Source organism: Microbacterium oryzae (assembly GCF_009735645.1).
Classification (GTDB): domain Bacteria; phylum Actinomycetota; class Actinomycetes; order Actinomycetales; family Microbacteriaceae; genus Microbacterium; species Microbacterium oryzae.
Genome location: NZ_CP032550.1, coordinates 1,825,936 through 1,839,980, shown reverse-complemented (window position 1 = coordinate 1,839,980; position 14,045 = coordinate 1,825,936). Strand labels below are relative to the sequence as shown.

Genomic DNA, 14,045 nt, shown 5'->3' with positions numbered 1-14,045 from the left:
GCCCGCGTGAGTCAGCGACGCCGCCCCAGTCCCGCCGTCTACCGACGTCGGCGCCTCATGGTGCTCCTGCTCGCCCTCCTCATCGTCGGCGGCCTCGTCTGGCTCGCCGTTGCGCAGCCCTGGCGCGGCGCGAGCGAGTCCACGCCCGCCACGGAGAACCCGGGCACCTCCGCGACGACGGCTCCGGCGGCGACCGAGCCCGCGCCATCCGCTGAGCCCACGCCCACCGGCGCACCCACGCCGCAACCCTGCGACCCGAAGGACCTCGAGGTCACCGGGATCGCGGACCAGAGCGAGTACGCGGCCGATCAGGACCCGCGCTTCTCGATCGAGCTCACCAACAGCGGCGACACGGAATGCCTGCTGAACGTCGGCACCACCACGCAGCGCTTCACCGTCATAAGCGGCGCCGACACGTGGTGGACGTCGACCGACTGCCAGAGCGAGCCGAGCGACATGGAGGTCACGCTCGACGCGGGGCAGACCGTCACCAGCGCGGAGCCCGTCGTGTGGGACCGCACGCGCTCCAGCGTCGACACCTGCGACAGCGACAGCCGCCCGGCGGCTCCCGCATCCGGCGCCTCGTACCACCTCCAGGTCGAGATCGGCGGCGTGAAAGCCGCCGAGACCACGCAGTTCGTCCTCAACTGACGAAGAAATACCCGACACGCCCGAAGATCGTGTCCCCCGAAGAGGGGACAGACGCTATGGGACGCGTGACGTAGAGTCTTATCAACTCCAATGCACCCAGAGCCGTCCCCAGCGGCTCGTCGCATATCGTGTCCCCAGCACGGCGGCTGCATCGGAGGGACTCGGACCCCTCGCACCTCTCGGATCACCAGAGGCGGGGGGTCCCTCATTTCCCCCGCGGGGCGCTCGCGGATCGGCCGGTCCGTAGGCTGGACGCATGGCCTCTGCGAAGCGAAAGAAGTCCGTCGCCGCGGATCCCTCGGCATTCCGCTCCGAAGCCCTCGCCCGGGCGCTCGAGAAGCAGGACATGGCGGCGGTCGCCCTGGCCCTCCGCAACGGCAACACCGTCGTGCCGCTGCTGTCCCCGGGCCCGAAGGACGACCCGCTCGACGGCGGCGAGGTGTGGACCTACCGCGACCCGAGCACCGGACAGGTCGCGCTGCTGCTCTTCAGCGACGCCCGCCACAAGCCCGGCAACCTGCCGCCGCAGGTCGGGGTGTACTCGCCCGCCTGGCTGCGCGCGTTTCTCACGCAGCACCGCACCGCGATCACGACCGTGTTCCTCGACATCGCCGGCCCGCACCCGATGCAGGCGTCGCCCGCCGACCTGCTGGCTGCGCTCGACGCCTGAGCGGCACGCTCGACGCCTGAGCGGCGCGCGCTGACCGCGGCGGGTCTTCGGTCGCTCAGAAGTCCGCGTACCCCGTGTGCTGCGGCACCAGGTGCAGGGCGCGGATGTCGTTGAGCGCCGAGGAGAGCTTGCCCGACCGGTCGTCGACCACGCGCGTGTAGCCGAGCCGCGCGGCCTCCGCGCGGCGCTGCGCCCCCTGCGTCACCGGACGCACGTCGCCGGAGAGGCTGAGCTCCCCGACCGCCGCGACGTTGCGCGCGATGGCGTGGTTCCGCACGGCGCCCGCCACGGCGATCGCGATCGCCAGGTCGGATGCAGGCTCCGTGAACCGCACGCCGCCGACGGTGGACACGTACACGTCGAGGTCGCTCGTCTTGATGCCGGCCCGGCGCTCGAGCACCGCCAGCACCATCGCCACCCGCGACGGATCCACCCCGTGCACCACCCGACGCGGGTTGTTCGCCTGCGTCGGCACGGTCAGCGCCTGCACCTCGACGGGCAGTGCGCGGCGCCCCTCGAGCGCGATGGAGATGCACGTGCCGGGCTCGGGGCTGCCGTGCGAGAGGAAGAGCGCACTCGGGTCGGGCACCTCGACGATGCCATCGCCGGCCATCTCGAAGCAGCCCACCTCGTCGGCCGCCCCGAAGCGGTTCTTCAGCGCGCGGATGAACCGCAGGCTCGTCTGCCGGTCGCCCTCGAAGTGGCATACGACGTCGACGAGGTGCTCGAGCAGCCGCGGACCGGCGACCTGCCCGTCTTTCGTGACGTGCCCGACGAGGATGACCGGCAGATCGCGCTCTTTCGCGATGCGGATGAGCGTGGAAGCCACCTCCCGCACCTGCCCCGGCATGCCGGCCGCGCCATCCGACAGGGAGGACGAGATCGTCTGCACCGAGTCGACGATGACGAGCGCCGGCTGCACCTCGTCGATGTGCCCGAGGATGCGGGCGAGGTCGGTCTCGGCGGCGAGGAACAGCTCGTCGTGCAGCGCCCCGGTCCGCTCCGCCCGCAGGCGCACCTGCCCCGGCGACTCCTCGGCGCTCACGTAGAGCACGCGCCGTCCCTCGCGCGCGGACCGCGCGGCCACCTCGAGCAGGAGCGTGGACTTGCCGACGCCCGGCTCGCCGGAGAGCAGGATGGCCGCCCCCGGCACGATGCCGCCGCCCAGCACGCGGTCGAACTCGCCCACGCCGCTCGCGCGACGCGGCGTCTCGGCCGTGTCGATCGAGGTGATCGGGCGCGCGGACGCGGTGGGGATCAGCGGCGCGACCCGGCGCGCGCCGCCCGCAGGAGCGGCCGCCTCGACGACCGTGTTCCACTGCTGGCACTCGCCGCAGCGCCCCACCCACTTGGGCGACGTCCATCCGCATTCGGAGCAGACGTACGCCGGAGCGGGAGCGCGTTTGGTGGCCATGGTTCCAGCGTAGGCGGGGGCTCCGACATCGCCCTCGGGTCAGCCGCGCAGCTGCTCCTCGATGTCGGCGAGCGCGGCGGCCGACGCCCGCAGCGACGCGAGCTCGCGCTCGTCGAACGACGTCTCGCGGATGGCGGTGGCTCCGCTCGCCGAGACGACCGACGGCACCGAGAGGGCGACTCCGTCCATCCCGTGGAAGTCGGACAGCACGGTCGAGACCGGCAGGATGGCGTGCTCGTCGCGCAGGACCGCCTCGACGATGCGCGTCGCTGACAGCCCGATCGCGTAGTTCGTCGCGCCCTTGCCCTGGATCACGGTGTACGCGGCGTTCCGCACGTCGGAGGCGATGTCCTCCAGCTCGTCGAGCGTGAGCCGGCCGCCGTCCTCCGGCTGCCAGTCGAGGATCGGGACCGGCCCGATGCGGGCGCTCGACCACAGCGGGAACTCCGAGTCCCCGTGCTCGCCCACGATGTGCGCGTGCACCGAGCTCGGCGTGACGCCCGTCCGCTGCGACAGCCGCCAGCGCAGGCGCGACGTGTCGAGCACGGTGCCCGACGCGAAGAGGCGCTGCGGCGGCAGCCCGGTCTGCGCGACCGCCAGAGAGGTCAGCACATCGCACGGGTTGGAGACGACGATGTAGACCGCATCGGGCGCGACCTCGAGCAGCTGCGGCAGCAGCGTCTCGAGGATCCGCGCGTTCGTCCCGATGAGGTCGAGCCGCGTCTGTCCGGGCCGCTGGGCGGCTCCCGCCGTGATGACGACGACCTGCGCGCCGGCGACGACCGAGATGTCGCTGCCGCCCGCGATCGTGCTGGCGCCGGTGAACAGGGCGCCGTGCGCGAGGTCGAGCACCTCGGCGTCGACCTTGGCGGTGTTCACGTCGTAGAGGGCGACCTGCCGCGCAGCGCCGCGGATGAGGAGCGCGTACGCCGTGCTCGCTCCCACCGCCCCCGCGCCGATGACGGCGACCTTCGCGTTCTCGATCGCGGACATGGAACCCCTCTCGCCGGACGGCCGATGTCCGCCCAGTCTCTTTACGTTGCATGAAGCGCGCAAGCGCCGCGAGCGCCCGCGTGTGGTGAACTCTCCTCATCGGCGCACGACGCCGGTGATCCCATCTCGTCCCAAGGAGACTCCCATGTCCCGTATCCCTCGCGCGGCGCTCGCCGCGGCCTCCGTCGTCACGGCCGCCGCTCTTCTCGCCGGCTGCTCGGGCGGGTCCTCCTCGACCGGGTCGGCGCCGTCCGGCGAGCCCCAGGAGGGCGGCACGCTCACCTACCTCGAGCCGCAGACCTGGAACACGCTCTACCCGCCCGCCGCGGGCTTCTATCCGAACGGCGGCATCGTCGACAACATCGCGGACCGCCTGCTCTACCAGAACCCCGAGACGCTCGAGCTCGAGCCGTGGATCGCCGAGGACTGGCAGGTCAACGACGACGCGACCGAGTACACCTTCACCCTCCGCGAGGGCGTCACCTACTCCGACGGCTCGCCGCTCGACGCCGAGAACGTCGTGCGCAACATCGACCTGTTCGGCAAGGGCGACCCCGACCGCGCGCTCACGGTGTCGGAGGCCATCAACAACTACGACCGCGGCGAGGTCGTCGACGACCGCACGGTGAAGTTCCACTTCTCCGCGCCGTCGCCCGGGTTCGCGCAGGCCGTCTCGACGATCAACTCCGGGCTCGTCTCCAACGAGACCCTGGAGCGCACGGGGGAGGAGTTCGGCCCCGGCAACGCGACCGAGATCATCGGCAGCGGCCCGTTCGTGATCGCGGACGAGGAGATCGGCACCGAGATCTCCCTCGAGGTCCGCGAGGACTACGACTGGGCGCCGCCCTCGCTCGAGCACCAGGGCCGTGCGTACCTCGACGGCATCGACTACCTCGTCGTCCCCGAGGACAGCGTGCGCGTCGGAACCGTCACCGCTCAGCAGGCGCACATCGCCCGCCAGGTGGAGGCGCCCGACGAGACGCAGTTCGACGCCGACGGGCTCTCGCTGCTCGCCGCCGCCACCAACGGCGTCAACAACGGCCTGAGCTTCCGCTTCCGCGACCCGATCCTCGAGGACATCGACGTGCGGAAGGCGCTCATCGCCGGCATCGACCGCGAGCAGATCGTCGAGACGCTCTTCACCGACAGTTACCCGCTGGCGACCGGCGCGCTCGCGACCACCGCGCTCGGCTACACCGACACCTCCGAGTACTACCAGTACGACCCCGACAAGGCGGCCGAGCTGCTGGATGGCGCCGGCTGGGAGATCGGGTCGGATGGCGTGCGCGAGAAGGACGGTCAGAAGCTGTCCCTGACGTTCAACGAGGCCCTGCCGCAGCCGCGCTCGGCGGAGGTCGTCACGCTCATCCAGGAGCAGCTGGGCGAGCTCGGCATCGAGGTGAACCTGCTGCCCGGCGACCAGGCCGCGCAGGATGCCGCCCGCGTCGAGGTCGGCACGCTGCAGGTGTACCACTCCATGGTCGGCCGCGCCGACTTCGACGTCCTGAAGTCGCAGTACCACTCCGCCAACCGCAACACGCTGCTGAACGGCTACCCCGACGGCAGCATCGGCGACGAGGAGCTCGACGGGCTGCTGCAGCAGGTCGCGTCCACGCCGACCGAGGAGGGGCGCGCGGAGGCGTCGGCCGCCGCGCAGCAGCGCATGGCCGAGCAGGCCTACATCCTGCCCATCTTCGAGGAGCCCCAGGTGTTCGGCTTCGTCGACGCGGTGCAGGGCTTCCGGACCGAGTCGGTGGGCCGGCCGTGGTTCTACGACACGTGGCTGGCTCAGTAGGCCCCGGATGACCTACGTCCTGCGACGCGCCGGGCAGGCGCTGCTGGTGCTCGTGCTCGCCTACACGGCGGCGTACGTGCTCCTCGCGGCCCTGCCCGGCGACGCCGTGCTCGCCCGATACGGCAACCCCGACCTCGGCCTCACGCCCGAGCAGCTCGACGAGATCCGCGCCTCCTACGGCGCCGACCAGCCGCTCGTGCTCCGCTACCTCGACTCCGCGGCGGGCTTCCTCCGCGGCGACTTCGGCTTCTCCGTGCAGAGCGGTGCGGCGGTGTCCGACCTCATCGCCGCGAACCTGCCGTCGACCCTGCTCCTCGCCGTGCTGGGCCTGGGATCGGCGATCTTCCTCGCGGTGACGATCGCCTTCACCGCGACCTACGGCAAGGGCGGATGGCTGCGCCGCGTCTTTCGCAACATCCCGCCGTTCTTCGTCTCGCTGCCGGTGTTCTGGGTGGGGATCATCCTCATCCAGGTCTTCTCGTTCCGGCTGCGGCTCATCCCCGCGATCGGGGCGAGCCCGGTCGAGTCGCTCATCCTGCCCGTGGCGACCCTGGCCATCCCCATCGCCGCCCCGCTCGCGCAGGTGCTCATGCGCAGCATCGACGAGGTGCGGCACCGCCCGTTCGTTGCCGTGGTGCGCGCGCGCGGCGCCAGCACGTCATGGCTGCTGTGGCGGAACGTCGCCCGCAACGCGCTGCTGCCCACGCTGACGATGGCGGGACTGCTGTTCGGCGAGCTCGTCGGCGGCGCGGTGGTCACCGAGACCGTCTTCGCCCGCAACGGCGTCGGGCAGCTGACCGCCCAGGCCGTCGCGAATCGCGACACCCCGGTGCTCCTCGCGGTCGTCGTCATCACGACGGTGACCTTCGTCGTCATCAACCTCGTCGTCGACCTGCTCTACCCCGTGCTCGACGCGCGGCTGCGCACATCCGGCCGCGCGACCCGCTCGGCTCGGCCCGCTCGGAAGGGAGCCCTCCGATGAGCACCCTCGCTCCGACCCGCCCCTCCCGGCCCCGACCCTCCCGGGCCCTGCTCGGCCGGGCGCTGCTGCGGCCCGGCGTCCTCATCCCGGTGATCGTGCTCCTCCTCGCGCTGGCGTGGGCGATCGCGCCGAGCCTGTTCGCCCCGCTCAGCCCCACCGAGAGCGTGGGCCGCTCGCTGCAGGCGCCGAGCGGCGCGCACTGGTTTGGCACCGACGCGACCGGGCGCGACGTCTTCACGCGCGTCGTCCACGGCGCCTCGCACTCCATCAGCGGCGCGCTCATCGCGGTGCTCGTCGGGCTCGTCGTGGGCACCGCCATCGGGGTCACCGCGGGAGCGACCGGCGGCGTCGTCGACGACGTGCTCATGCGCGCGGTCGACGTGCTCCTGGCCATCCCCGCCCTGCTGCTGTCGCTGAGCGTGGTGATCCTGCTGGGCTTCGGCACCACGAACGCGGCCATCGCCGTGGGCGTCACGTCGATCGCGGTCTTCGCGCGGCTCGCCCGCGCGGAGGTCGTGAGCGTGCGGGTGAGCGAGTTCGTCGAGGCCGCGTACGGCTCCGGCGGCACGTTCCTCAGCGTGCTGTGGCGGCACATCCTGCCGAACTCCCTCACCCCCGTCATCGCGCTGGCCGCCCTGCAGCTCGGCTCCGCCATCCTGCAGATCTCGACGCTCGGCTTCCTCGGCTACGGCGCACCGCCGCCCACCCCGGAGTGGGGACTCCTCATCGCGGAGGGGCGCGACTACGTCGCCACCGCATGGTGGCTCACCGTGCTCCCCGGCGCCGTCGTCGTGATCGTCGTGCTGGCCACCAACCGCCTGAGCCAGGCCATCCGAGGAGGGGAGCCCGCATGAGCGCGCCGCTGCTGTCCATCCGCGACCTCGCCGTGCAGTACCGCACCGGCCACGGCCCGGTCGATGCCGTGCGCGGCGTCTCGTTCGACGTGCAGGCCGGTCAGGTCACCGCGCTCGTCGGCGAGTCCGGGTCGGGCAAGACCACGGTCGCGCAGTCCGTCATCGGCCTGCTCGCCTCCAACGGGCACGTCGCCGGCGGCAGCATCCTGCTGAACGAGCGCGCGTCGGGCGAGACCGAGCTGGTCGGGCTGAACGAGCGCGGATGGCGACGGCTGCGCGGGCGGTGCATCGGCCTGATCCCGCAGGACCCGGGCAACTCGCTCAACCCCGTCGCGACGATCGAGGCCAGCGTGTCGGAGGCCCTGCGCATCCACGGCTGGCGGGATCGCCGGAAGATCCACCAGCGGGTCATCGACCTGCTCGAGCGCGTCGACATCGACGACCCCGAGACGCGGGCGCGGCAGTACCCGCACGAGCTGTCCGGTGGCATGCGCCAGCGCGTGCTCATCGCGGCGGCGCTCGCGCTCGAGCCCGAGCTGATCATCGCCGACGAGCCGACGAGCGCCCTCGACGTCACCGTGCAGCGGACCGTCCTCGACCTGCTCGACCGCCTTCGCGCGGAGACCGGCACCGGCATCCTCTTCATCACGCACGACCTCGCCGTCGCAGCGGACCGCTCCGACGACATCGTCGTGATGCGCGGGGGAGAGGTGCAGGAGGAGGGGCCGTCGGCGACCGTGCTCACGGCGCCGCAGTCGCCCTACACGCGCACGCTCCTCGCCGATGCGCCCTCGCTCGCGCAGATCGTCGAGCGCACGCCGCCGGTCGTCGAGACCGGCGCGCGTCCGCTCGTCGAGGTCACGGGGCTGCGGCAGGAGTTCTCGCGCGGTGCAGGGCGCGAGCCCCTCGTCGCGGTCGACGACGTCACATTCGCGGTGCCGCGCGGCACCACGCACGCGCTCGTGGGGGAGTCGGGGTCGGGCAAGACCACGACGGGTCGAAGCATCGCGGGGTTCAACCGCCCGACCGCCGGGACCATCCGCGTGGGCGATGTCGATGTCACCGCGCTGCGCTCGCCGCGGGGGTTCCGCCGCACCACGCAGCTCGTCTACCAGAACCCCTACGGGTCGCTGGATCCGCGGCAGACGATCGCCGACATCCTGGCCGAGCCGCTGCAGAACTACCGCATCGGCGACCGCGGAGACCGGGCCGAACGGGTCGCGCATCACCTCGAGCTCGTGTCGCTCGCCCCCGAGATCGGGCGGCGCCGACCGCGCGAGCTCTCCGGCGGGCAGCGGCAGCGCGTCGCGATCGCACGCGCGCTCATCCTCGAGCCCGAGCTCGTCGTGCTCGACGAGGCGGTGTCGGCGCTCGACGTCACGGTGCAGGCGCAGATCCTGCGTCTGCTCGCCCGCCTGCAGAGCGAGCTGGGCCTGACGTACGTCTTCATCTCGCACGACCTCGCGGTCATCCGCCAGATCGCCGACACGGTGTCGGTGCTCCAGCGCGGCCGCCAGGTCGAGTTCGGCAGCGCGCGACAGGTCTTCGACGATCCGCAGCACGCGTACACGCGGCAGCTGCTCGCGGCCATCCCCGGCACGGCCTTCACATCCTTCGGAGGACACGCATGACCCGGCTCGGATTCTTCACCCGGTTGCTGGAAGAGGCATCGGCCGCGGACCGCTACCGGTTCGCGCTCGAGCAGATCGCTCAGGCCGAGGACTCCGGCTTCGCCTCGGCCTGGGTCGCGCAGCATCACTTCGGCGAGCACGAGGGCGGGCTCCCCTCGCCGTTCGTGCTGCTCGCGGCGGCGGCCGAGCGCACCTCGCGCATCGAGCTCGGCACCGCCGTGCTCACCCTGCCCATCGACGACCCGGTGCGCGCGGCCGAAGACGCCGCCGTGCTCGATCAGCTGAGCGGCGGCCGCCTGCAGCTCGGCGTCGCCTCGGGCGGCACGCCCGCGTCGTTCGCCGCCTTCGGGCGCGACGCCAACCGGCGCCGCGAGATCTTCGCCGAGCACCTCGAGGTGTTCCTCGACGCGCTCGAGGGCCGCGGCATCCGCGGCACCGAGTCCCGCATCTACCCCGCCGCAGGCGACCTCGCGCGCCGGATCTGGCAGGCCACGTTCTCGGCCGACGGCGGTCGCCGCGCGGGCGAGCGCGGCGACGGCCTCATGCTCTCGCGCACGCAGCCACGACCGGACGGCGCTCCCGACGCACCGCTCCACGAGGTGCAGCTGCCGATCATCGCGGCCTACCGTGCCGCCCTGCCCGACGGCGCCGTCCCGCGCGTGCTGGCGTCGCGCACCGCGCTCGTCGTCGACCCCGAGAACCGCACCCGTGCGCTCGAGCTCGCGCAGGACGGCCTCGCCCGCCTCACGCAGACGATGTTCGGCGTCGATCCCGCCGGGCTGGGCATCGACGAGCTCGCGCGGCTCACCGACACGCACGTCGGCACCGTCGACGAGGTCGTGGCGTCGCTCGCCGCCGACGAGACGCTGCCCGCGGCCACCGACGTGTCGTTCCAGGTGCACTCCGTGGCAGCCACTCACGAGCTCACGCTGCGCTCGCTCGAGCTGCTGGCGACCGAGGTCGCCCCGCGCCTGGGGCTCGCGACCTCCGTGCCCGCCCCCGCATCCGTCCCCTCACTCGCCGCCGAACTCGAAACTCAAGGAGCCTCATGAGCCAGAACGCGGACATCATCGACCTGCTCGCGGGCGTCGCCCCGGGCAGCGCGCTCTCGGCCATCCGAGATCAGCGCGTGCAGGCCCGCGAGAACGCGCAGCGCAGCTTCGAGGCGCTGCTCGAGCCGGCCGACCCCGGCACCTTCCCGCACGCCGAGCGCTACGCGGTCGCCGCCTTCACTGCGCGCCTGCATGGCTTCGACGAGGCGACCGCGTTCTACGCGGACCTGCTCGGCGATGAGGCCCCCGAGCTCGTCGAGGCGATCGACGCAGCGGCCGCGGATGGCGCCACGCGCGGCCCTTATGGCGCCTACCGCGAGGAGGGGCTGCGGGGCGAGAGCACCGAGGGCCTCCGCTGGACCGCCGACGCCGCCGTGCTGGGCGAGCGCCTCGCGGCCGCGCTCACCCACACCCACCTGCTCGTCTTCCGGCCGCGCGAGGCCCGGCCCACGGCCATCCGCTCGCTCGTCGACGCGGGCTGGAGCGCAGACGACATCGTCTCGCTGTCGCAGCTCGTCTCGTTCCTCACGTTCCAGCTGCGTGCGGCGTGGGGGCTGCGGGTGCTCGCGCGCAGCACGAACGGCACGAACGCCACGCACGAAGGGACCGCAGCATGACCGAGCTCGTCACCGAGTACCCCGACCTCGCCCGGCCCGAGGCGTTCACGCAGCAGGGTCTCGGCTGGGTGCCGTGGCTGCTGCCGGTCGCCGAGGCCGACCTGACCGACGAGCAGCGCGACGCGCTCATCGAGCCCGCGCGCGCGAAGATGCCGTACTTCCGGCTGCTCGCGCGCGACCCCGAGGCGCTGCGGGCGCGGACGCTCACCGACCTCGACATCTTCTTCAACGTCACGAGCGGTGTCGGCCGGGCTGAGCGCGAGCTCGCGGCCGCGGCCACCTCCCGGTACAACGGCTGCGTCTACTGCGCGCACGTGCATGCCGCGGCGGCCACCCGCGAGTCCGGCCGCGAGGCGGATGTGCAGCGCCTGCTCGACGAGGGCGTCGGCGCCGACCTGGGCGACGAGGTCTGGAACGCCGTCGCGGCCTCGTCGGTGGCGCTCGCGGAGACACCGCTGGCGTTCGACGATGCCGACGTGCAGCGGCTGCGCGACGCGGGTCTCGATGACGCCGAGATCGTCGACGTGATCAACGGCGCGGCCTTCTTCAACTGGGCCAACCGCCTCATGCTGTCGCTGGGCGAGCCGGAGGTTCCGGCCCGGCGGCGGAGCTGACCGTGGCCATCCCGCGGCTGCTCGATCACGTCGTCATCGCCGGGCCCGACCTCGAGGAGCTCGTGCGGTGGTTCGCCGAGCGCACGGGCGTGACGGCTTCTCCGGGCGGCGTGCACCCGACGGGGACCGCGAATGCGCTCGTCGCGCTCACGGTCGGCGGGGAGCGTGGGCGGCAGTACGTCGAGCTCATCGGCCCCGATCCGGATCGCGCGGACGCGGCACTGCCGACCACGTTCGGGATCGACGCGCTCACGGCGCCGGTCGTCCGCACGTACGCCGTGCACCCGGACGACATCGACGCGACCGTGGCGGGCGCCCGCGCGCGCGGCTACGACCCGGGCGAGGTCAGCGATCTGTCGCGCCGCACGGCGGATGGCTCGCTACTGCAGTGGCGGCTGACGCAGGGGGAGGGGCGGCGGCTCGACGTGCCGTTCCTCATCGACTGGGGCTCGACCGCGCATCCGGGGCTGGGCGACATCCCCGCCGTCGAGCTCGTGGCGTTCGAGCGGGTGGAGCCGGACCCCGCGGCGCTGCAGGACGTGCTCGACGCGCTCGCCCTCGACGACGGCGTCGCGCCGGTTGTGGCCGGAACCCCCGCGGGCTACCGGCTCACGCTGCAGCCGACGGAGGGGCGGGTCACCGTCCTGTAGGACGGTGGGTGCGGGGCACCGCGCCAGCGCTCCGAGACCGCATGCACCACGTGGGGGCTCGGAGCGTGGACGCGGTGTGCGAGCGGGGATGCGGTCTCGGTCCCCGTCGGCGCCCGCGAGACCACCTCGCCGCTCTGACACAGCGTCTTCGCTCACTCTGAACGCGCGAACGCTCCGAGACAGCACGGATGGCACGTCCCGTTTCGGAGCGTACGCGCGGTCTTCGAGCGGGCGCGCGCTGTGCGAGCGAGCGCGCGGTCTTCCGCTACAGCTCGACGCTGCGGTTCGTGCCGACGTCGGGCTGACCGCCCGTCATCGCGGTCTTCACGATCTTGAACGCGGCGACGACGCCCGGGTCGTCCTGCGACCAGTACTCCGCCGACTCGGCGTGCACCTTGATGAGCGCGATGGTCGGATCGTCCTTCCCCTCGGGGAACCATGCGGCCACCATGGGCGACCAGTACTCGTCGACCTTCGCGCGGTCGTGCACGACCTCGGCCACCCCGGCGATCGAGAGGTAGCCCTTGCCGCTCTCGAACGCGACGTTGACCTGGGCGTTCCCCGCGATGTCGCGGACCTTGTCGCTCGGGTCCTGCGTGAAGAACCACAGGTCGCCGTCGAACTCCACGTCCTGCGCGGCGAGCGGACGGCTGTGCAGATGCCCCGCGTCGCTGACCGTCGTGAGCAGGCCGATCTTCGCCGCCTTCACGATGCGCTTGATGGTCTCGTGGTCCTCTTCGGTCGCATGCCGGATCTCGTTGTCCATGCTTCTCCCTTCGTGGTCCTCCGAGCCTAGGAACCCGCGCCGCGATGCGAACCGCCTTGACAGGCGCCGCTGCGCACGACACGGCACGGGGTTCAAGGCGGGCACAAGAGAGTATGTTTAGAAAGGTGACAAAGTTGGTCGGTCCAGAGGACGTATCAGAGAGCGTGGGAAGCGACGACATCGGCGAGATGTCGCCCGCCTCGCGGGCTGCCCTTCTCGAGGTGCTCATCCACGGCGAGCTGCCCCGCGCGGAGATCGCGCGCCGCCTCCATCTCTCGCGTGCCAGTCTCACTCGGATCACGCGCGGTCTCGTCGAGGCCGGGGTCCTCGCCGAGGGGCAGACGCGCCTGATGGCGCAGACCGGCCGCCCCTCCGAGATGCTGCATCTGCGCGCGGACGCCCGGCACTTCCTCGGAATCAAGCTCACCGGCGACGCGCTGTACGCGGTTGTCACCGACCTCGCTGCGGCCGCCGTCGCGAGCGTCGAGCGTCCCCTGCCCTCGCGCGAGGTGGCGGATGTCGTCGCCGAGATCGCCGACGTCGCGCGCGGCTTCGCCGAGACCTACCCGACGCTGACGTCGGTGGGGATCGCGATCGCCGGGCGCGTCAGTCAGCCCGCCGGCGGTGCGCTCGTCGAGCACTCCGCCTTCCTCGACTGGACGGACGTGCCGCTGGGCGCGCTCGTGCGCGACGCGACGGGCCTGCCCTGCGCCGTCGAGAACGACGTGCAGGCGCTCACGGCGACCGAGCACTGGTTCGGAGCGGGTGCGGGCATCGACGACATGGCCCTCATCACGGTCGGCGTCGGTATCGGCTGCGGACTCGTCGTGAACGGGCGCCCGCTCGACGGCGCCCACAGTCGCTCGGGCCTCATCAGCCATTTCATCGTCGACGAGGACGGCCCGCCCTGTGGGCTCGGGCACCGCGGGTGCGCGTCGAGCATGCTCGTCAGCGGCGCGATCGCCGAGGCGTACGACCGGCCCGGCGTGGACTACGCCGGCGTCGTCAAGGCGGCGAGGGCAGGAGACGCGAGGGCGCTCGACGTGTTCGCGGATGCCGGGCGCGCGCTCGGGATGCTCATCGCGACCGTGGCGAGCCTCGTCGACCCGCAGAAGATCGTGCTCACCGGCGACGGCATCCCCGTCGTCGAGCTCGGCGGCGACGCCATGCATCGGGCGATCGCGGACCGGGTCGACAAGGATGCGGTCGAGGTCGACCTCGACGTGCGCACGTGGGACTTCTCCGAATGGGCGCGCGCGGGAGCGGGGCTGGCCATCCGGGCCCTGCTCGCCTGATTGTTTGTTTCACGATTTGACAAACAGGGGTCACCCGCGCGAACCTGTTCGTGACGACGCC

14 protein-coding genes are annotated in these 14,045 nt (G+C 72.3%); 11 read left to right on the top strand and 3 right to left on the bottom strand.

Translation table 11 applies throughout. The features are described 5' to 3' along the window. Positions 1–6: 6 nt before the first annotated feature. The gene (locus D7D94_RS08595) at positions 7–651 is read left to right on the top strand and encodes a hypothetical protein (protein ID WP_246171741.1); all 645 of its coding nucleotides are present in this window, start codon (positions 7–9) and stop codon (positions 649–651) included. Positions 652–907: 256 nt separating this feature from the next. After that, positions 908–1,321 (top strand): dehydrogenase, encoded by a 414-nt coding sequence (locus D7D94_RS08590; protein WP_156242219.1) that lies wholly within the window; start codon positions 908–910, stop codon positions 1,319–1,321. Between the two features lie 55 nt (positions 1,322–1,376). On the opposite strand, the gene radA is transcribed toward D7D94_RS08590, so the two are convergent. Both radA and D7D94_RS08580 read right to left on the bottom strand, forming a co-directional pair. Further along, entirely contained in the window at positions 1,377–2,735 is a 1,359-nt protein-coding gene (radA, locus tag D7D94_RS08585) for a DNA repair protein RadA (RefSeq protein WP_156242218.1), read from the bottom strand. Positions 2,736–2,774: 39 nt separating this feature from the next. Further along, positions 2,775–3,728, bottom strand: a complete 954-nt coding sequence (locus D7D94_RS08580) for an L-lactate dehydrogenase (RefSeq protein WP_156242217.1) — start codon at positions 3,726–3,728, stop codon at positions 2,775–2,777. 145 nt (positions 3,729–3,873) lie between these two features. On the opposite strand from D7D94_RS08580, the gene D7D94_RS08575 reads away from it, so the two are divergent. From D7D94_RS08575 to D7D94_RS08540, 8 genes are read left to right on the top strand one after another with little or no spacing between them, the layout of a single operon-like run. Beyond that, positions 3,874–5,523 (top strand): TIGR04028 family ABC transporter substrate-binding protein, encoded by a 1,650-nt coding sequence (locus tag D7D94_RS08575; RefSeq protein ID WP_156242216.1) that lies wholly within the window; start codon positions 3,874–3,876, stop codon positions 5,521–5,523. Positions 5,524–5,530: 7 nt separating this feature from the next. Further along, positions 5,531–6,505, top strand: coding sequence for an ABC transporter permease (locus D7D94_RS08570; RefSeq protein ID WP_156242215.1), 975 nt, complete (start codon positions 5,531–5,533; stop codon positions 6,503–6,505). Then, positions 6,502–7,359, top strand: a complete 858-nt coding sequence (locus D7D94_RS08565; protein WP_156242214.1) for an ABC transporter permease — start codon at positions 6,502–6,504, stop codon at positions 7,357–7,359. The genes D7D94_RS08570 and D7D94_RS08565 overlap by 4 nt, the downstream gene beginning before the upstream one ends. Beyond that, positions 7,356–8,990: a dipeptide ABC transporter ATP-binding protein gene (locus D7D94_RS08560; RefSeq protein ID WP_156242213.1), complete on the top strand. Its 1,635-nt coding sequence runs from the start codon at positions 7,356–7,358 to the stop codon at positions 8,988–8,990. Before D7D94_RS08565 ends, D7D94_RS08560 begins: the two co-directional genes overlap by 4 nt. Beyond that, a complete protein-coding gene (locus tag D7D94_RS08555; RefSeq protein WP_156242212.1) occupies positions 8,987–10,042 on the top strand; it encodes a putative FMN-dependent luciferase-like monooxygenase in 1,056 nt (351 codons plus the stop codon). The genes D7D94_RS08560 and D7D94_RS08555 overlap by 4 nt, the downstream gene beginning before the upstream one ends. Then, entirely contained in the window at positions 10,039–10,659 is a 621-nt protein-coding gene (locus D7D94_RS08550) for a CMD domain protein (RefSeq protein WP_156242211.1), read from the top strand. The genes D7D94_RS08555 and D7D94_RS08550 overlap by 4 nt, the downstream gene beginning before the upstream one ends. Next, positions 10,656–11,273: an alkylhydroperoxidase domain protein gene (locus tag D7D94_RS08545; RefSeq protein ID WP_156242210.1), complete on the top strand. Its 618-nt coding sequence runs from the start codon at positions 10,656–10,658 to the stop codon at positions 11,271–11,273. Before D7D94_RS08550 ends, D7D94_RS08545 begins: the two co-directional genes overlap by 4 nt. 2 nt (positions 11,274–11,275) lie before the next feature. After that, positions 11,276–11,923, top strand: a complete 648-nt coding sequence (locus D7D94_RS08540; protein WP_156242209.1) for a VOC family protein — start codon at positions 11,276–11,278, stop codon at positions 11,921–11,923. A 265-nt stretch (positions 11,924–12,188) separates the two neighbouring features. Here D7D94_RS08540 and D7D94_RS08535 read toward each other — a convergent pair whose 3' ends face one another. Then, on the bottom strand, positions 12,189–12,689 hold the full coding sequence (locus tag D7D94_RS08535; protein WP_156242208.1) for a pyridoxamine 5'-phosphate oxidase family protein: 501 nt from the start codon (positions 12,687–12,689) through the stop codon (positions 12,189–12,191). Between the two features lie 164 nt (positions 12,690–12,853). Here D7D94_RS08535 and D7D94_RS08530 point away from each other — a divergent pair, with 164 nt between their 5' ends. Then, on the top strand, positions 12,854–13,984 hold the full coding sequence (locus D7D94_RS08530) for an ROK family transcriptional regulator (protein WP_246171740.1): 1,131 nt from the start codon (positions 12,854–12,856) through the stop codon (positions 13,982–13,984). Positions 13,985–14,045 lie beyond the last annotated feature (61 nt).